We start from the raw sequence: 18,220 nt of genomic DNA on the forward strand, positions 1-18,220 counted from the left end.
GCGAACATCAGCAGCATGATCGTGCCGTGCATCGTGAACGCCTGGTTGAACTGCTCGTTCGACATGATCTGCAGACCGGGTCGGGCCAGCTCGGCGCGCATGAGCAGCGCCATCACGCCACCGATCACGAAGAACGCGAACGACGTGACGAGGTACAGCGTTCCGATCGTCTTGTGGTCGGTGGTGGTGAGCCACTTGACCACGACGTTGCCGGGTCGCCTGCGCCGGACCGGCAGCTCGTTCTCGTACGAGTCCTCAGCCGCCGCGGCACCCTGGGGTTCGTTGAGGATGCTCACAGGTTTGTCGTCTCCCGGTTCTTCTCGTGGCTCGTCTGCGCGATGCCGGCGGGAACGTAACCGGTCTGCCCCTTCTTGGCGAGGTCCTTGAGGTGCTGCTCGTAGCGCTCGGGGGAGACGACCTTCACGTTGAACAGCATCCGGGAGTGGTCGACGCCGCACAGCTCGGCGCACTTGCCCAGGAAGGTGCCCTCACGGTTGGGGGTCACCTCGAAGGCGTTGGTGTGGCCCGGGATGACGTCCTGCTTCATCAGGAACGGCACCACCCAGAAGGAGTGGATGACGTCACGCGAAGTGAGGACGAAGCGGACCGTCTTGCCCTTGGGCAGCCACAGGGTCGGGCCCGGGTTGTTGGTCTGCGGGTTCCGGGTGCCGGGGGTACCGCAGTCGTACACACCGCCGGCGTTGGCCGGGAAGTCTGCCTTGAACCGGTCCGGGATCGCGTCCAGTTCCTTGACGGTCTTGGCGTCGCCGGTGGAACCTTCGACGTTCTCGATCATGTTGAAGCACCAGGACCACTGGAAGCCGACGACGTTCACCGTGACGTCGGGCTTGTCCTTGAGTTCGAGGAGCTTCGACTCGTCGCGGGCCGTGAAGTAGAACAGGACCGAGACGATGATCAGCGGGACCACGGTGTACAGCGCCTCGATCGGCATGTTGTACCGGGTCTGCGGGGGAACCTCGACCTTGGTGCGGCTGCGCCGGTGGAACATGGCGCTCCACAGGATCAGACCCCACACCAGCACGCCAACGGCGAGCGCAGCCGCCCAGGAACCCTGCCACAGGGAGAGGATCCGCGGAGCCTCTTCCGTGGTCGGGGTGGGCATACCAAGGCGGGGGAAGTCTTCCCAGTTGTACGAGCAACCGGTGGCTGTCGCCAGGACCAGGCCCGCGGTCATTGCCTGCAGCAGCTTCCGCCGCATCGGGCGCCGCGGCGAGCGGTCGGAGCCGTTGGGACTCACGTAGCGCCTTCCCGAGAGTCTCGCCCGCGCGGTTCGGCTGCGGCCTGGCCTTCTCGCTGGTCGGTCGCCGCCCTGCGTCGGGCAGGGGTTTGGATGTTTATGCGGACCAAACCCTAGCCGACGCCCTCCGGGGGTTCGCGAGGAGGGGTGCCTAGTGGGGTGGGGGGTTCGCTTGATTGGCGGCTGCGGGTTGTTTGTGGCTGGTCGCGCCCCGCGGCGGAGCCGCAAACGTCACCGCCCCGCGCCCCTTATGCCTACTGTCCCTCTGGACGTTTTAGCGTTGCTGTGTGGCTTACTTTGACGCTGCTTCCAGTGCTCCTCTCCATCCTGTTGCGCGGCAGGCACTTCAGGCCTCCCTCGATGAGGGGTGGGCTGATCCTGCCCGTCTCTATCGGGAGGGGCGGCGGGCCCGGATGCTGCTGGACGCGGCTCGGGAGGCCGCTGCCGAGGCTGTGGGGTGTCGGGCGGACGAGTTGGTGTTCACCTCGTCCGGGACCCGGGCCGTGCACGCGGGCGTCGCAGGTGCGTTGGCGGGGCGGCGGCGCGTCGGGCGCCACCTGATCGTGTCTGCCGTCGAACACTCCTGTGTGCTCCATGCGGCTGACGCGCACCAGGCCGACGGCGGGACGGTCACTCAGGTGGCGGTGGACCGGGCGGGGGCCGTGAGCGTGGCGGCGTACGCGCGGGCCCTTCGGGACGACACCGCGCTGGCGTGTCTGCAGTCGGCCAACCATGAGGTGGGGACCGAGCAGCCGGTGGCCGAGGTGGCCGGGGTGTGCCGGGAGGCCGGGGTGCCGTTGCTGGTGGACGCGGCGCAGTCCCTGGGGTGGGAGCGCATCGAGGGTGACTGGTCGCTGCTGACGGCCAGTGCTCACAAGTGGGGCGGGCCCTCGGGGGTCGGGCTGCTGGTCGTGCGCAAGGGGGTGCGGTTCGCCGCGCAAGGGCCCGCCGACGAGCGGGAGTCGGGGCGGGCGGCCGGGTTCGAGAACATCCCCGCGATCGTCGCGGCGGCGGCCTCGCTGCGAGCGGTGCGGGCGGAGGCGGCCCAAGAGGCGGTACGGCTGCGGGAGCTGACGGAGCGGATCCGGGCGCAAGTGCCCCGGCTCGTGCCGGATGTGGAGGTGGTCGGCGATCCGGAGCGACGGCTCCCCGGCGTCGTCACCTTCTCCTGTCTCTATGTCGACGGGGAGACATTGCTGCACGAGCTGGACCGTGCCGGATTCTCGGTCTCGTCCGGTTCGTCCTGTACGAGCAGCACGCTGACGCCCAGCCATGTGCTCAGGGCGATGGGGGTGCTGAGCGAGGGGAACGTGCGGGTGTCCCTGCCGTTCGGGACGGCGGCCGAGGATGTGGAGCGGTTCCTGGAGGTGCTGCCGGGGGCGGTGGCGGGGGTGCGGGAGAAGCTGGGGGCGCCGGTCGGCGAGGCGGTCGTGGACGAGGAGGAAGTCCTGGTCGTGGACTCCCTCGGCAAGCGGTGCCCGATCCCGGTCATCGAGCTCGCCAAGGTCATCGGCGATGTGCCGGTGGGCGGGCTGGTGCGGGTGCTCTCCGATGACGAGGCGGCCCGCCTGGACATCCCGGCGTGGTGCGAGATGCGGGGCCAGGAGTACGTGGGCGAGGAGCCGGCGGAACAAGGTACGGCGTACCTGGTCCGCCGGGTCGGCTGAACGCCCCGTCGCCCAGGGCCCTAGGCCTCAGCCCAGGTGCGCCCGGACCTCCTCGCCCGCGTCATGCCCGTACGCTTTGGTGAACCGGTCCATGAAGTGCGCCCGCCGCAACTGGTACTCCTGCGTCCCGACGGTCTCGATGACGAGCGTCGCCAGCATGCAGCCGACCTGTGCCGCCCGCTCCAGGGACACGCCCCACGCCAGCCCCGACAGGAACCCCGCGCGGAAGGCGTCACCGACGCCCGTGGGGTCGGCCTTGCGCTCCTCCTCGGGGCAGCCGACCTCGATCGGGTCCTCGCCCTGCCGCTCGACGCGGACGCCCCGTGAGCCGAGGGTCGTGACGCGGTGGCCGACCTTGGACAGGATCTCCTCGTCCGTCCAGCCGGTCTTGGACTCGATGAGCCCCTTCTCGTACTCGTTGGAGAAGAGGTAGGTCGCCCCGTCCAGCAGTATCCGGATCTCGTCGCCGCCCATCCGGGCGATCTGCTGCGAGAAGTCGGCGGCGAAGGGGATCGCGCGGGTGCGGCACTCCTCGGTGTGGCGCAGCATCGCCTCGGGGTCGTCGGCGCCGATGAGAACCAGGTGCAGGCCGCCGACGCGGTCCGCGACGGTCTTCAGCTCGATCAGGCGGGCCTCGCTCATCGCGCCCGTGTAGAAGGAGCCGATCTGGTTGTGGTCGGCGTCGGTGGTGCAGACGAAGCGGGCGGTGTGCAGCGTCTCGGAGATGCGGACCGAGTTGGTGTCGACGCCGTGCCGGTCCAGCCAGGCCCGGTACTCGTCGAAGTCGGAGCCCGCGGCGCCGACCAGGATCGGCTCCGTGCCGAGCTGGCCCATGCCGAAGGCGATGTTCGCGCCGACGCCGCCCCGGCGTACGTCCAGGTTGTCGACCAGGAAGGAGAGCGAGACCGTGTGCAGCTGGTCCGCGACGAACTGGTCGGCGAAGCGGCCGGGGAAGGTCATGAGGTGGTCGGTGGCGATGGAGCCGGTGACTGCGATGCGCACGGCGAGGAGTCTCCTGCGGCGAGGTTGAATTGACAGTCCACGCTACCGTTCGTGGAGCGGGACACAGAAGCAGACGAAACTACCCGATAGTAGATCTTTCTTCGCGGGGTGGAGCGTGCCTACGGTGCGGCCATGACGAAATTCGAGGTCCGCGCCTCCGCTCCGGTCGACCCGGAGGTCGACCTGGCGGCACTGCTGGGTGACTGTGCGCGGATGGCTCCGCACTGGGTCGTTCCCGACCGTGTCCTTTCCCTTCCGGTCTCTCCCTCACGCATCCACGGGGTGACGGTGCCGCCGAAGTCGGCGCGGCTGCTGGAGGCGATGTCCGACTACGGCGACTGACCGGCGCGGACGACAGGGAACCGTGCGCTCCCCCGCTGCGTCCCATCGCTGTCCCCCGTAAAGGGGATGCGGGATACGACCCGGAAGGCCGGCCTTTGACAGGGCCGGGTCAGGGTCATGGGACATGTGCGCAGCCGAAGGAGCGATGCGGTGAACACCGAGCGACCCGAGAACGACGACGCGGGCGCCTCCGGCAGGGACGCGGAGGAGGCACGGGCGGAGCAGGGTGCCGTCGGTGCGGAGGGGCTCGCCGCGGAGGGGCTCGCCGCCGAGGGCGGGCCGGCAGGCGGGGCTTCTGACGGCGGGGCCGACGACGGCACTGCCGTCGAGGAGGCCGTGGAGAGCCGTGGTGCCGCTGAGGCTCAGGAGGCCGGCAAGGTCGGCGGGGCCATAGCGGGCATGGAGGGCTCAGAGGGCCCGGAGAACAGCGAGGGCCAGGAGAGCACCGAGGGCGCGGAGGGCCCTCAGGGCGCTGTGGGTGCTGGAAGCTCGGAGGGCACTGGAGGTTCAGCCGTCGCTGAGAGCACGGATGGCGCTGAAGCCTCGGGCGGCGCTGGAGGCTCGGCAGTCGCTGACAGCACGAGGGGCCCTGAAGCCCCGGGCGGCCCTGAAGGCTCGGCCATCGCTAAAAGCACGGATGGCGTTGAAGGCTCGGCCATCGCTGACAGCACGAGCGGCCCTGAAGGCTCGGGCGGCACTCAAAGCGCCGACGGCCCTGCAGGCTCGCGTGGAGCGGAGCAAGGCGGTGCCTCGGAGGTCGGCGCCGAGGGCGGGGCCCCTGCCCCGTCGGCATCCGACGGGCACGGCGCCCACGACGGTGCCCGGCGCCGCTCCCCCGCGATCATCGCCTCCGTCGCCGCGGCCGTGCTGCTCATCGGGGGCGGCGGCGCCTATCTCGCCGCGAACACGTCCGGCGGGTCGGACGGCGGCGGTACGACGTCCGGGGCGGCCGACGGTGACACTCCCCCGCCGCTCCACCTCGACGGTTACACCGAGGGCACCGCGAGCGGTACGGGCGGCATCGCGCCCGGGGAGCCCAACCCGTACGGCGCCACCTACAAGGCCGGCGGCGAGTTGCCGGACGGGCCCGGATCGGCGCCGGTGTACCGGGCCCAGGGCGAGGTCGGCGCCAACGAGGTGGCCGAGCTGGCCCAGGCGCTCGGGGTGGACGGGAAGCCGGTGGCGCAGGGGCAGACCTGGCGGGTCGGGGGGACGGACGGGGCGGGGCCCAGTCTTCAGGTGAACAAGCGGGCGCCCGGGACCTGGACCTTCTACCGGTACGCCCCCGGCACGGACAACTGCCAGTCCACCACCGTCTGCGCGAAGACCCCCGCGGACCCGGGCGACGACCCGGTGAGCGAGGCCGTCGCCAAGAAGGCCGCCGCGCCGGTGCTCAAGGCAGTGGGTCAGGACGACGCGAAGCTCGACGCGAGCCAGGTCATGGGCGCCCAGCGGGTGGTGAACGCGGAACCCGTGGTCGGCGGACTGCCCACGTACGGCTGGACGACCGGGGTGACGGTGAGCTCCCAGGGCGAGGTGGTCGGCGGCAGCGGCCAGTTGAAGGCGCCGGTGAAGGGTGACACGTACCCCGTGCTGGACGCCGAGAAGACGCTCGGGCTGATGAACGCGGCGCCTGCGACCGGCGGCCGCATGGGCATCGGCGGCTGCGCCAGCCCCGTACCGCTGGAGGACCGGCTCGAGGCGCCGTGCGGTTCCGAGGGCTCGACGGGTGCGCCGGCCGAGGACCGGGACACCATCACGGTCGAGAAGGCGGTGTTCGGGCTGGCCGCGCACTATGTGGACGCCCGGCAGGCGCTGGTGCCGTCCTGGCTGTTCCAGGTGCGGGCCCAGGGTGCGCAGGACAGCTTCACGGTGACGTATCCGGCGATCGACCCCGAGTACCTGGCCTCGTCCACGCCGTCCCAGGAGCCGTCCGGGCAGCCGAGCCCGCGGCCGACCGGGCCGAAGGACGAGCCGACCTCGGCGCCGGTGACGCGCAATGTGACGGTGGACGGCTACACGGCCGAGGGCAGGGAGCTGACCGTGTCCTTCACCGGCGGTGTGTGCGCCAAGTACGACGTGACGGCGAGCGAGAGCGATGACGAGGTGACCGTCCGGGTGACCGAGACCACCCAGCCGGACAAGGTCTGCATCCTGATCGCCAAGGTGTTCCACAGGACCGTGCAGTTGGACGAGCCGCTCGGCGACCGGAAGGTCGTGGGCACGGACGGCCAGGCGATCCCGCTGGAGAAGCCGGGTGACCGGCTTCCGGAGACGTCCGGGGCCCGGTAGGGGGTCCACGGACACGGAAGGCGGCGGCCCCGTCGGAGGGGGCCGCCGCCTTTGCGCGTATGTGCGGGGCTTAGCTGAAGGAGTCGCCGCAGGCGCAGGAGCCCGTCGCGTTCGGGTTGTCGATCGTGAAGCCCTGCTTCTCGATGGTGTCCACGAAGTCGATGGTGGCGCCGCCCAGGTACGGGGCGCTCATGCGGTCGGTGACGACCTTCACACCGCCGAAGTCCTTCTCCACGTCGCCGTCGAGGGAGCGCTCGTCGAAGAAGAGCTGGTAGCGCAGGCCGGAGCAGCCGCCGGGCTGGACGGCCACCCGCAGGGCGAGGTCGTCACGGCCTTCCTGGTCGAGCAGGGCCTTGACCTTGGACGCGGCGGCGTCGGTCAGGACGATGCCGTCGGTGACGGTGCTGGTCTCGTCCGATACGGACATCTACATCTCTCCCGGGTTGTACGGAGACTGCTTGCCGACCATTGCAACCGGCGGGTCGGCGGATTCATTCCGGGGCCGGATGCTTGTCTTTCGGTCCTTCTTCATGCTCGCACACGGCGGTCGGAGCGGAAAACGCCTCATTCGGGAATACCGGGGGCCTCACCGGGATTCACGTCACATCGACATGATGGCCATCGTCAAACTGACGTGAAGCGGTTATGATAGATAGCGTCAAATCGACGAGAAGTCGTTGAAGGTGTCCCGCTTGACCCGCCGGGTCCGGATATTCCGGTCCCGGCGAGCCGTAGAACAGAAAGGGTGCGTGTCGTGACCACCGCCCAGACCCAGGAGCTCGACGTACAGCCGACGCCCCTCGCCCTGCTGCTCCTCGGCCGCGAGGCCGACCCGAGGAGCGAGCGCGGCGTCGAGTGTCCCGGCGACCTTCCCGCGCCGTCCGACCCGGACCTGGTCGAGCGCGCCCGCGCGGCCAAGGAGAAGCTCGGCAGCAAGGTCTTCGTGCTCGGCCACCACTACCAGCGCGACGAGGTCATCCAGTTCGCGGACGTGACCGGCGACTCCTTCAAGCTGGCCCGGGAGGCGGCCGCGCGCCCGGAGGCCGAGTACATCGTGTTCTGCGGTGTGCACTTCATGGCGGAGTCTGCGGACATCCTGACCTCCGACGACCAGAAGGTCGTGCTGCCGGACCTGGCCGCCGGGTGCTCCATGGCCGACATGGCGACGGCCGAGCAGGTCGCCGAGTGCTGGGACGTGCTGACCGAGGCCGGCATAGCCGAGCAGGTCGTCCCCGTCTCGTACATGAACTCGTCCGCGGACATCAAGGCGTTCACGGGCAAGCACGGCGGCACGATCTGCACCTCCTCCAACGCCAAGCGCGCCCTGGACTGGGCGTTCGAGCAGGGTGAGCCCCGGCAGAACAAGGTCCTCTTCCTGCCCGACCAGCACCTGGGCCGCAACACCGCCGTCCGCGACATGGGCATGTCCCTGGATGACTGTGTCGTCTACAACCCGCACAAGCCGAACGGCGGGCTGACGGCCGACGAACTGCGCGCCGCGAAGATGATCCTGTGGCGCGGCCACTGCTCGGTGCACGGCCGCTTCAGCCTGGACTCGGTCAACGACGTGCGCGAGCGGATCCCGGGTGTGAACGTCCTGGTCCACCCCGAGTGCAAGCACGAGGTCGTGGCGGCGGCGGACTACGTCGGTTCGACGGAGTACATCATCAAGGCCCTGGAGGCCGCCCCGGCCGGCTCCAAGTGGGCGATCGGGACCGAGCTGAACCTGGTCCGCCGGCTGGCGAACCGTTTCGCGCCCGAGGGCAAGGAGATCGTCTTCCTCGACAAGACGGTCTGCTTCTGCTCGACCATGAACCGCATCGACCTGCCCCACCTGGTCTGGGCCCTGGAGTCCCTGGCCGAGGGCAACCTCGTCAACCGGATCGAGGTCGACCAGGAGACCGAGGCGTTCGCGAAGCTGGCGCTGGAGCGGATGCTGGCGCTGCCGTAGGAGCGTCGCCAGGAGCGCTCACCCCGAGTTCCGCTCGGGGTGAGCCGGGTCGATGCCGAAGACGGTGCCGTCCGGGGTGCTCACGACCAGCGCGCCGCCGTACGGCAGCACCTCGGACTTGACCGTGTCGCCGCTCGCGAGCCGCTCGGCGTGCGCGCCCGTCTCCCACAGCAGCGTGCCCTTGCGTGCGTCGAGGGCCGCGACCCGGCCGCTGGTGCTGGCCAGGTACAGGGTGCGGGTGCGGGCGTCGTACGTGGGCCGGCCCGAGCCCTCGACGCCGGTGCGGGTCTGCCACAGTTGTTCGCCGGTCAGCGGGGACACGGCGGTCACCTGGCCGTTGGCCCCGGTGATCCACAGGGTGCCGGCGGCCAGCGTCACCGAGCCCTCGTAGGTCTGCGCCAGCTTCGTCGTGGTGCCGGCGCCGGTGTCCGGGTCGGTCAGCAGGATCTCGCCGAACGTCAGGTCCTCGGGGCGCGCCGGGCCGGTGCTGCCACTGCCGCCGACCACGAAGGCCAGCCGGTCGTCGACGGTGCCGAGCAGGCCGCTCGGGTACGGGGTCTTCAGACGCCGGACCACCGACCCGTCGGTCCGGTTCAGCTCCAGGAACTCGGCGTCCCGGGTCTCGTCCGACGGGAAGCAGTGCGCGTACAGGCCGGAGCCGGCCGTCAGGAACTGGCAGTAGTTGTCGGCGGGCAGTTGCATGGTCCAGCGGTCGGTGCCGGTGCGCGGGGAGCGGGCCGTCACCAGTCGGCCGCTGCCGTCGGTGGTCAGGACGAGGTCGCCGGACAGGATCAGGTCGACGCTGCCGTCGTTCACCTCGCGGGCCCACAACCGCTCGCCGCTGTCCGCGTCGAGGGCGACGACGCTGACCTTGTCGTTCGCCGTGTTGTGGACGGCGTGCCGGACGAGCATCGCGCCGTCCCGCACGCCGAGGAGCGAGAAGGCGTTCAGCCCTCTCTCGCCGGAGTCGGCGGACGCGAGGGCGGAGCGCCAGACGGTCTTGCCGGTACGGCCGTCCAGGCGTACGGGAAGGACGCTGCTGCCCGCGCAGTAGACCGCGTCCTCGTACCGCCGGCAGGTGGCGTCGCCCGGGTCGCCGCTCTCCTTCCCCAGCGGCTTGACCTCGCCCCGCGGTGCCGCCTTGAACATCGTCGTCCGCCAGGGCTGCCAGCCGGTGGGGACCGCCGCCCAGCGGGAGTGCGCGGCCGTGGCGGAGCCCGCGGGCTGCGGGTCCGGGAATCCCGGCCCGAACGCCACGTACCCCAACAGCCCCAGGCCCAGGGCGCCGACCACGCCGGTGGCGACCAGCAGCGGGCGGATGCGGCGACGGCGGGCGGGGAGTCGGTCTCCACGGCGGCCCCGGCGGCCGGGGTGGTCGCCGGCCGTCGGGCCGGCCAGGTCACCGGGGTGGGTCCGGTCCGTGAGCCGCAGGTCAGCCGCGCGCAGGGTCACGGTGGCCGGCTCGTCCCCCGCCGGCCCCGGCAGGTCGGCGAACTCCTCTGCCAGCTCGTCGAGTTCGGGCCGGTCCGCGGCCTTCTTGGCCAGGCAGCGCTCCAGGATGCCGAGCAGCGGCTGGGGTACGCCGTCGAGGGCGGGCGGGTTGTGGACCACCCCGTACGCCGTGATGTAGGGGCTCTCCCCGTCGAACGGGCCCCGCCCGGTCACCGCGAACCCCAGCAGCGCCCCGAGCGAGAAGACGTCCGAGGTCGGGCCCACCGCACGCGGGTCGGTGAGCTGTTCCGGGGACATGAAGGGCGGGGTGCCGATCATCTGGCCGGTCTCGGTCAGGGTGTGGCCGCTCTCCACCGCCCTGGATATGCCGAAGTCGATGACGCGCGGGCCGTCCTCGGCCATCAGGACGTTCGCCGGCTTGAGATCGCGGTGCACGACACCCGCCCGGTGAATGTCCCGCAGCGCCTCCACCAACCCCAGCGCCAGCCGCTGCAGTTCGGCGCCACGCAGCGGGCCCCCGTCGCGGATCCGGCCGGCGAGGGAGTGCCCGGCCACGTACTGGGTCGCCATCCAGGGTCGTTCCGCCTCCGGGTCGGCGTCCACGACCGAAGCTGTGAAGGCGCCGCTCACCTTGCGGACGGCCTCGATCTCCTGCCGGAACCGGGCGCGGAAGACCTGGTCAGCGGCGTACTGGGCATGCACCACCTTCACGGCGACCTCGCGCCCGGACCGTGATCTGCCCCGGTAGACGATGCCCATACCTCCGGCCCCGAGCCGGTCGACCAGCTTGTACCCGCCGACGGACCTCGGGTCCTCACTGCGCAGTGGCACCGCCCGAACATCCTTCCGCCATAGATGAGTTCGGGCCACAGGATACGGAACCGGAATCCCGAACGGCCGGGTACCGAGAGGTTCGGTACCCGGCCGCAGCGGAGCAGACCGTCAGACGCCCGCGGGCTGCGGATCCTGCTCCGGCGTGCTCGTCTTCGCCGCCTTCTTCGCCGCCCGCTTCTTCGCCCGCCGCTCCTTGCGCAGTTCGAGCATCGCGTACAGCGTCGGGACGAGGAGCAGGGTGAGCAGGGTCGACGTGATCAGGCCGCCGATCACGACCACCGCGAGCGGCTGGGCGATGAAGCCGCCCTCGCCGGTGACGCCCAGGGCCATGGGCAGCAGGGCGAAGATCGTCGCCAGGGCCGTCATGAGGATCGGGCGCAGCCGGTGGCGGCCGCCCTCGATCACGGCCTCCACGACGCCGTACCCCTGGTTGCGGTACTGGTTGATCAGGTCGATCAGCACGATCGCGTTCGTCACCACGATGCCGATCAGCATCAGCATGCCGATCATCGCGGGGACGCCCATCGGGGTGCCGGTCGCCACCAGCAGGCCGATCGCGCCCGTCGCCGCGAACGGGATGGACACCAGGAGGATCAGCGGCTGGGCGAGCGAGCGGAATGTCGCCACCAGCAGCATGAAGACGATCGCGATCGCCGCCAGCATCGCCAGGCCCAGGTTGGCGAACGCCTCGTCCTGGTCCTGGGAGACGCCGCCGATCGACGCCGTGGCGCCCGCCGGGAGGGTCAGGCCGTTGATCTTGGACTGGAGGTCCGCGCTGACCGCGCCGGTGTTGTCGCCGGTCGGCTTCGCCGTGATCGTGGCGGCGCGCCGGCCGTCGATACGGGTCATCGAGACCGGGCCGTCCACCAGCTTCACGTCCGCGATGTCGCCCAGCTTCACCGGGCCGAGGCGCAGGTCCTGAAGCTGCTTCAGGGTCGTGGCCGGCTTGGCCGACTTGATGACGACGTCCCGCTCGCTGTCGTCGAGGGTCGCCTGGGCCGCCGTGTTGCCGCGGACCGCCTGGGCCACCGCCAGGCCGAGGCTCTGGTCGCTGAAGCCCGCCGCGGCCGCCTTGTCGTTGGCCTTCACCGAGATGCGCGGCACGCTCTGCGCCAGGTCGCTGGTGACGTCGGTGACGTCGTCCAGGTCCGCCACGGCTTCCCGGACCTGCTCCGCCGCCTTGCGCAGGACCTCCGCGTCGGCCGCCTTGACGACCACGCTCAGGTCCTGGGCGCCGAATCCGTCACCGGCGGCGATGGTGGTCGTACCGATGCCGTCCAGCTTCTTCAGGCCCGCCTCGATACGGTCCTGGACGTCGTCGTAGGACGCCGAGTCCTCCAGCATCACCTGGTACGACGCCTGGTTGGTGTCGGTGCCGCCGCCGAAGGCCGCCATGAAGCCGGACGAGCCGACCGTGACCTGGTAGTCCTTCACGCCCTCGGTGTCGGCGAGCAGCTTCTCGACCCGCCGGGCCTGCTCGTCCGTCGCCGCGAGGCTGGTGCCCGGCTTCAACTCCTGCTTGACGGTGAGGACTTCCTGCTCGCCCTGGTCGAAGAAGTTCGTCTTCAGCAGCGGCGCCATGCCGAACGTGCCGATGAGGATGACGATCGCGAGCAGGACGCTGGTCAGGCGGCGGCGCGTCGCGAAGCGCAGGACGGGGACGTAGAGACGCTGGAGCCTGCTCTTCGCCTCCTTCTCCTCGGCCTTCCGGCGGGCCTCGTCGGCGTCCTCGGGTGTTCCCTTCGGGGCGCGCAGGAACCAGTACGACAGGACCGGTACGACCGTCAGGGATACGAGGAGCGACGCCAGCAGGGCCGCCGTCACCGTCAGGCTGAACGAGCCGAACAGCTCGCCCACCATGCCGCCGGTCAGTCCGATCGGCAGGAAGACGGCCACCGTGGTGAGCGTCGAGGAGGTCACCGCGCCCGCCACCTCGCGGACGGCGGTCAGGATCGCCGCCTGGCGCTCCTCGCCGTAGCCGAGGTGCCGCTTGATGTTCTCCAGGACCACGATCGAGTCGTCGACGACCCGGCCGATGGCGATGGTCAGCGCGCCGAGCGTCAGCATGTTGAGGGAGAGGTCCCTGGTCCACAGGACGATCAGGGCCAGGACGACGGAGAGCGGGATGCTCACGGCCGTCACCAGCGTCGAGCGGACCGACGCCAGGAAGACCAGGATGACCAGGACCGCGAAGAGCAGGCCCAGGGCGCCCTCCGTGGTCAGGCCCTCGATGGACTTCTCCACGGCCGGGCCCTGGTCGCTGACCACGGTGACCGTGGCGTCCGAGCCGAGGTCCGCGCGCATCTCGGAGAGCTTGTCCTCGACGGCGTGCGAGATGGCGACCGCGCTGCCGTCGCGGTCCATGGTGACGGCGACCGCGAGGGACGGCTTGCCGTCGGTGCGGGTGATGGAGTCGGCCGGGGCCTGCTCCTGCTTCACGGAGGCGACGTCACCGAGGCGGACCGGCTTGCCGCCGGACGCGCCCTCGCCGGCGACCATCAGGTCCTCGATCTGCCGCAGCGAGGTGAAGCCGCCGCCCACCTGGACCGTGCGGTTGTCGCCGCCCTCGTCGAAGGAGCCGGCCGGGACGGTGGCGCCGCCGGCCTGGAGCGCCTGGGAGAGTGCGGCGGAGGTGAGCCCCGCCTTCGCCAGCTTCGCGTCGTCCGGGGTCACGGTGACCTGGAGGTCGCGTACGCCGTCGACGGTGACCTGGCCGACGCCGTCGATCTCCTTCAGGTCCGGCACCAGGGTCCGGTCGAGCTGGTCGGCCAGGGCCTGCTGGTCCTTGCCGGAGGTGACGGCGAGGACGACGGTCGGGATGTCGTCGGTGGAGCCGGCGATGACCTGCGGGTCGACGTCGTCCGGGAGCTGGACGCGGGCCCGGTTCACGGCCTGCTGGACATCGGCGACGAGCTGCTGGTTGTCGGGGCCGTAGTCGAAGGACGCCATGATGACGGCGTTGCCCTCGCCGGCCGTGGAGGTGACGCCGGTGATGCCGTCGACGGCCTCCAGGCTGTCCTCGATCGGCTCCACGACCTGCTTCTCGACCACGTCCGGCGACGCGCCCTGGTACGGGGCGAGCACGGACACCACGGGCAGTTCGATGGAGGGCAGCAACTGCTGCTTGAGCTGGGGTATCGCGATCGCGCCGAAGGCGATCGCGATGATCGACATCAGGCCGATCAGGGCGCGCTGGGCGAGGCTGAATCGGGACAGCCAGGACATGGGTCGGGATCTCTCTTCTGTGAGCGGCAGAAGTGGCCTCTAAACCCTCTGTCATCCACGGGTGCCGATTCGTAGGCCCCAGGTCCATTTCCTTATACGGCGCATACTCCAGGCGCGGTATGCGCCCTCGCGGTCACTCCACCCTTGGACGTACCAGCCCCGACTCGTACGCGATCACCACGAGCTGGGCCCGGTCGCGGGCGCCGAGCTTGGACATGGCCCGGTTGACGTGCGTCTTCACGGTCAGCGGGCTGACCTCCAGGCGCTCGGCGATCTCGTCGTTGGAGTGCCCGCCGGCGACCTGCACCAGGACCTCGCGCTCACGGCCGGTGAGGGCGTCGAGCCGCTCGGCGCGGGCTGGGTCGCGGTCGTCGTCCATACCGTCGCCCTGGGCGAGGAATCGGGCGATCAGCCCCTTCGTGGCGGCCGGGGAGAGCAGTGCCTCGCCGCCGGCCGCGACGCGGATGGCGCTGAGCAGCTCGTCGGGTTCGGAGCCCTTGCCGAGGAAGCCGGAGGCGCCGGCGCGCAGCGACCGCACGACGTAGTCGTCGACCTCGAAGGTGGTGAGGATGACGACGCGGACATGGGCCAGACCCGGATCGGCGCTGATCATGCGGGTGGCGGCGAGGCCGTCGGTGCCGGGCATCCGGATGTCCATGAGCACGACGTCCGCACCCTGCTCCCTGGTCAGCCGCACCGCCTCCGCACCGTCGGAGGCCTCCCCGACGACCTCCATGTCGGGCTCGGAGTCGACCAGCACCCGGAAGGCGCTGCGCAGGAGGGCCTGGTCGTCGGCGAGCAGGACGCGGATGGTCATGCGGGGTCCTCGTCTGTCATGGGAGATGACGCGCCGGGGTGTAACGCGCCGTCGGCTGTCATACGGCGTCCTCCGCGGCGCGGGTGCGGCTCTTGACCGGCAGGATCGCATGGACGCGGAAACCGCCTCCGTAGCGGGGGCCGGTGGTGAGGGTGCCGCGCAGGGCGGTGACGCGCTCGCGCATGCCGAGCAGGCCGTGGCCGCCGCCCTCGGGGAGGTCGTCGGCGGCGGCGCCGTCGTCGAGGACGGTGATCTCGATGTTGGGGCCCACGCGGACGACGCTGACCTCGGCCTTGGCGTCCTGTCCTGCGTGCTTCTGCACATTGGTGAGGGCTTCCTGGATCACCCGGTAGGCGGCCAGGTCGACGGCGGCGGGCAGGGTGGTGCCCTGGTCGGCGCGGGCGACCTCGACCTGGAGGCCCGCGCTGCGGAAGGTGCCGGCGAGTTCGTCGAGGCGGTCGAGGCCGGGGGCGGGCTCGGTGGGGGCCTCGGGGTCGCCGGACTGGCGGAGCAGGCCGACGGTGGCGCGCAGCTCGTTGAGCGCGGAGCGGCTGGCCTCACGTACGTGGGCGAGGGCCTCCTTGGCCTGGTCGGGCCGCTTGTCCATGACATGGGCGGCGACGCCGGCCTGCACATTGACCAGGGCGATGTGGTGGGCGACGACGTCGTGCAGGTCGCGGGCGATGCGCAGGCGCTCCTCGGCGACGCGGCGGCGGGCCTCCTCCTCGCGGGTGCGCTCGGCCCGTTCGGCGCGCTCACGGATGGTGGCGACGACGGCGCGGCGGCTGCGGACGGCGTCGCCGGCGGTGGCGCCGATGCCGGTCCAGGCGAAGATGGCGAGGTTTTCCTGGGCGTACCAGGGCAGAGGGCCGACGAGCATCGCGGAGCCGGTCAGGACGGTCATGGTGAGCAGGCCGACGCGCCAGGTGGTGGGGCGGTCGGTGGTGGAGGCGACGGTGTAGAGGGCGATCACCGCGGACATGGCGACGGGCGCGCGGGGGTCGCCGGTGACGGACTCCACGACGGAGGCGGTGCCGGTGAGGGCGAGGACCGTCATGGGGGCGCGGCGGCGGAAGACCAGGGCCGCGGCACCGAGGGCGATCAGGAGGAGGCTGAGGACGTCCGGGGTGCGCAGGGCCCAGGTGACGCCGCTCTTTTCGTGCGGGTCCACGAACGAGCCGACCACCATGCAGGCGAGTACGCCGACGGCCAGCGCCGCGTCCAGCGCCATGGGATGCGCCTTGAGGTGGCGCCGGGCCCGTTCAAGGGTGCTCACGACTGATTACGGTACGGCGTCCCCGCGGGGCTTGGAACGGCGGCCGACCGGGCTCCACCCCGGACCCGGCCTCACCCCGGGATCAGGCCGTCGTCGCTCAGCAGCTCCCGGACCTCCTCCAGCGTCGCGTCCGGCGACGGCAGGATCAGCTCGGACGGTTCCAGGGAGTCGTCGGGCAGGGGCTCGCCGAGCTGGCGGACCTCGGTCAGGAGTGCGGTGAGGGTGCGGCGGAAGCCGGGGCCGTCGCCGTTCTCCATTTCCGCGAGGAGCTCGTCGTCGAGCTTGTTCAGCTCGGGCAGGTGGCTGCTGGACAGCCTCACCTGTCCCTCACCCATGATCCGGACGATCATGTCGCCCATCTCGCCCTCCTCGGCGTGGGCCCCGGCCGTCGGTTACTGCTTGTCGAAGCGCGGGGTGTCCTGCGGCTGCTGCTGGGACTGCTGCGACGACTGATCCGTGCCGCCCTCGATGGCCTGCTGGCCGGCCGACGGGCCGCCCGCCAGCTCCGCCTTCATGCGCTGCAGCTCCAGCTCTACATCCGTACCACCGGAGAGCCGGTCCAGCTCGGCCTGGATGTCGTCCTTGTGCATGCCGGACTGGTCGTCCAGGGCGCCCGAGGCGAGCAGTTCGTCGATGGCTCCGGCCCTCGCCTGGAGCTGGGCCGTCTTGTCCTCGGCACGCTGGATCGCCAGGCCGACGTCGCCCATCTCCTCCGAGATGCCGGAGAAGGCCTCGCCGATCCGGGTCTGGGCCTGGGCCGCGGTGTACGTGGCCTTGATCGTCTCCTTCTTGGTGCGGAAGGCGTCGACCTTCGCCTGGAGGCGCTGGGCCGCGAGGGTGAGCTTCTCCTCCTCACCCTGCAAGGTCGCGTGCTGTGTCTCCAGGTCGGTCACCTGCTGCTGGAGGGCGGCGCGACGCGACAGCGCCTCGCGGGCCAGGTCCTCACGGCCCAGCGCGAGCGCCTTGCGGCCCTGGTCCTCCAGCTTGCCCGACTGCTGCTGCAACTGGTTGAGCTGGAGCTCCAGGCGCTTGCGGGACGTGGCCACGTCGGCCACGCCGCGCCGGACCTTCTGGAGCAGCTCAAGCTGCTTCTGGTACGAGTAATCGAGGGTTTCGCGCGGGTCCTCGGCCCGGTCAAGGGCCTTGTTCGCCTTCGCGCGGAAGATCATCCCCATACGCTTCATGACACCGCTCATGGGCTTCGCGCGCCCCCTTCTGACGGACTCCAGCTCCAGCTCCTGCGACAGAACCCACAGTACGGGCCCTGCATCCATTGACGCACTGTTCGGGGACGGATGCGCTCATCCCCAAGGACGACTGCGTATGATCCCGCTCCGGCGTAAGGAGTAGGTGACCCCCGGGTGGACTCGGTGGGGTGCGCACCCGGCGCGTCTGCAACGTCCCCTCTGTCCCCGTACGACGACTGGTGTTGCCGGATCGTTCCCCACGGGGCTGGGGTCCAACCCCGGGCACCCCGTACCCTTGGGTTTTGTGTTCCGTAGCCGTGCCAAGGATGAGAAGGCCCAGGCCGCCGACAAGGCGCCGGTGACCGACTCCAACGAGACCCGTCACCCCGAGGCCCCGAAGGGCCGTCCCACGCCCAAGCGCAGCGTGGCCCAGTCGCAGCGCCGCAGCGTGGCCAACACGTCGATGTCGCGCAAGGACGCCGCCAAGCGCCAGCGCGCGGACCGCCGGGCCGCCCTGGAGAAGCAGCGCCAGGCGCTGGCCGGGGGCGACGAGCGGTATCTGCCGGCCCGTGACAAGGGTCCGGTCCGCAAGTTCGCGCGTGACTTCATCGACTCGCGCTTCAACATCGCCGAGTTCTTCCTGCCGATGGCCGTGATCATCCTCGTGCTGAGCATGGTGCGGGTGGCGGCGCTGCAGAACATCGCGCTGCTGCTGTGGCTCGTAGTGATCGTGCTGATCGTGCTGGACTCGGTGGTCACCGGTGTCCGCCTGAAGAAGCGGCTCGCCGAGCGCTTCCCCGACGACAACCGGCGCGGCGCCGTGGCCTACGCGCTGATGCGCTCCCTCCAGATGCGCCGGCTCCGGCTGCCGAAGCCGCAGGTCAAGCGCGGAGAGCGGCCCTGAGCACAACTGCGTT

Annotated in this window: 15 protein-coding genes; 5 read left to right on the forward strand and 10 right to left on the reverse strand. The window is 70.8% G+C overall.

All coding sequences use genetic code 11. From position 1 onward, the window contains the following. Positions 1-296: cbb3-type cytochrome c oxidase subunit I (locus ACP4J3_RS47240; protein ID WP_426543822.1), on the reverse strand; the 296-nt coding region annotated here is incomplete at its 3' end. Continuing rightward, positions 293-1,258 (reverse strand): cytochrome c oxidase subunit II, encoded by a 966-nt coding sequence (coxB, locus tag ACP4J3_RS47245; protein WP_426543824.1) that lies wholly within the window; start codon positions 1,256-1,258, stop codon positions 293-295. The genes ACP4J3_RS47240 and coxB, both read right to left, overlap by 4 nt. A gap of 287 nt (positions 1,259-1,545) precedes the next feature. Here coxB and ACP4J3_RS47250 point away from each other — a divergent pair, with 287 nt between their 5' ends. Beyond that, on the forward strand, positions 1,546-2,925 hold the full coding sequence (locus ACP4J3_RS47250) for a cysteine desulfurase/sulfurtransferase TusA family protein (protein WP_426543826.1): 1,380 nt from the start codon (positions 1,546-1,548) through the stop codon (positions 2,923-2,925). 27 nt (positions 2,926-2,952) lie between these two features. Here ACP4J3_RS47250 and ACP4J3_RS47255 read toward each other — a convergent pair whose 3' ends face one another. Continuing rightward, entirely contained in the window at positions 2,953-3,927 is a 975-nt protein-coding gene (locus ACP4J3_RS47255; RefSeq protein ID WP_426543828.1) for a carbohydrate kinase family protein, read from the reverse strand. A 132-nt stretch (positions 3,928-4,059) separates the two neighbouring features. Between ACP4J3_RS47255 and ACP4J3_RS47260 the strand changes: the two genes are divergently transcribed. Together ACP4J3_RS47260 and ACP4J3_RS47265 are read left to right on the forward strand one after the other, a co-directional pair. Continuing rightward, positions 4,060-4,269 carry a hypothetical protein gene (locus ACP4J3_RS47260; protein WP_426543830.1) on the forward strand — a complete coding sequence of 70 codons (210 nt, stop codon included), beginning with the start codon at positions 4,060-4,062 and terminating at the stop codon, positions 4,267-4,269. A 399-nt stretch (positions 4,270-4,668) separates the two neighbouring features. Beyond that, on the forward strand, positions 4,669-6,561 hold the full coding sequence (locus ACP4J3_RS47265) for a hypothetical protein (RefSeq protein WP_426543870.1): 1,893 nt from the start codon (positions 4,669-4,671) through the stop codon (positions 6,559-6,561). A 70-nt stretch (positions 6,562-6,631) separates the two neighbouring features. Here the strand turns inward: ACP4J3_RS47265 and ACP4J3_RS47270 are convergent, their stop codons facing one another. After that, the gene (locus ACP4J3_RS47270) at positions 6,632-6,988 is read right to left on the reverse strand and encodes a HesB/IscA family protein (protein WP_004001854.1); all 357 of its coding nucleotides are present in this window, start codon (positions 6,986-6,988) and stop codon (positions 6,632-6,634) included. Between the two features lie 327 nt (positions 6,989-7,315). Between ACP4J3_RS47270 and nadA the strand changes: the two genes are divergently transcribed. Next, positions 7,316-8,512: a quinolinate synthase NadA gene (gene nadA, locus ACP4J3_RS47275; protein WP_426543832.1), complete on the forward strand. Its 1,197-nt coding sequence runs from the start codon at positions 7,316-7,318 to the stop codon at positions 8,510-8,512. Between the two features lie 18 nt (positions 8,513-8,530). Here nadA and ACP4J3_RS47280 read toward each other — a convergent pair whose 3' ends face one another. The 6 genes from ACP4J3_RS47280 to ACP4J3_RS47305 all read right to left on the reverse strand — a co-directional run bounded on the left by ACP4J3_RS47280 (position 8,531) and on the right by ACP4J3_RS47305 (position 17,312). Further along, a complete protein-coding gene (locus ACP4J3_RS47280) occupies positions 8,531-10,795 on the reverse strand; it encodes a protein kinase domain-containing protein (protein ID WP_426543834.1) in 2,265 nt (754 codons plus the stop codon). A gap of 111 nt (positions 10,796-10,906) precedes the next feature. After that, on the reverse strand, positions 10,907-14,023 hold the full coding sequence (locus ACP4J3_RS47285; protein ID WP_426543836.1) for an efflux RND transporter permease subunit: 3,117 nt from the start codon (positions 14,021-14,023) through the stop codon (positions 10,907-10,909). A gap of 133 nt (positions 14,024-14,156) precedes the next feature. Beyond that, complete coding sequence (locus ACP4J3_RS47290) at positions 14,157-14,840, reverse strand: response regulator (RefSeq protein ID WP_426543838.1); 684 nt, start codon at positions 14,838-14,840, stop codon at positions 14,157-14,159. Between the two features lie 58 nt (positions 14,841-14,898). Next, positions 14,899-16,116, reverse strand: a complete 1,218-nt coding sequence (locus ACP4J3_RS47295) for a sensor histidine kinase (protein WP_426543840.1) — start codon at positions 16,114-16,116, stop codon at positions 14,899-14,901. A gap of 71 nt (positions 16,117-16,187) precedes the next feature. Then, positions 16,188-16,466, reverse strand: a complete 279-nt coding sequence (gene pspAA / locus ACP4J3_RS47300; protein WP_426543872.1) for a PspA-associated protein PspAA — start codon at positions 16,464-16,466, stop codon at positions 16,188-16,190. A 42-nt stretch (positions 16,467-16,508) separates the two neighbouring features. Continuing rightward, positions 16,509-17,312, reverse strand: a complete 804-nt coding sequence (locus ACP4J3_RS47305; protein ID WP_426543874.1) for a PspA/IM30 family protein — start codon at positions 17,310-17,312, stop codon at positions 16,509-16,511. Positions 17,313-17,568: 256 nt separating this feature from the next. Between ACP4J3_RS47305 and ACP4J3_RS47310 the strand changes: the two genes are divergently transcribed. Then, positions 17,569-18,207: a DUF3043 domain-containing protein gene (locus ACP4J3_RS47310; protein WP_426543876.1), complete on the forward strand. Its 639-nt coding sequence runs from the start codon at positions 17,569-17,571 to the stop codon at positions 18,205-18,207. Positions 18,208-18,220: the final 13 nt, after the last annotated feature.

Origin of the sequence: Streptomyces sp. UG1 (genome assembly GCF_049974585.1) — a bacterium.
Taxonomy (GTDB): Bacteria; Actinomycetota; Actinomycetes; order Streptomycetales; family Streptomycetaceae; genus Streptomyces.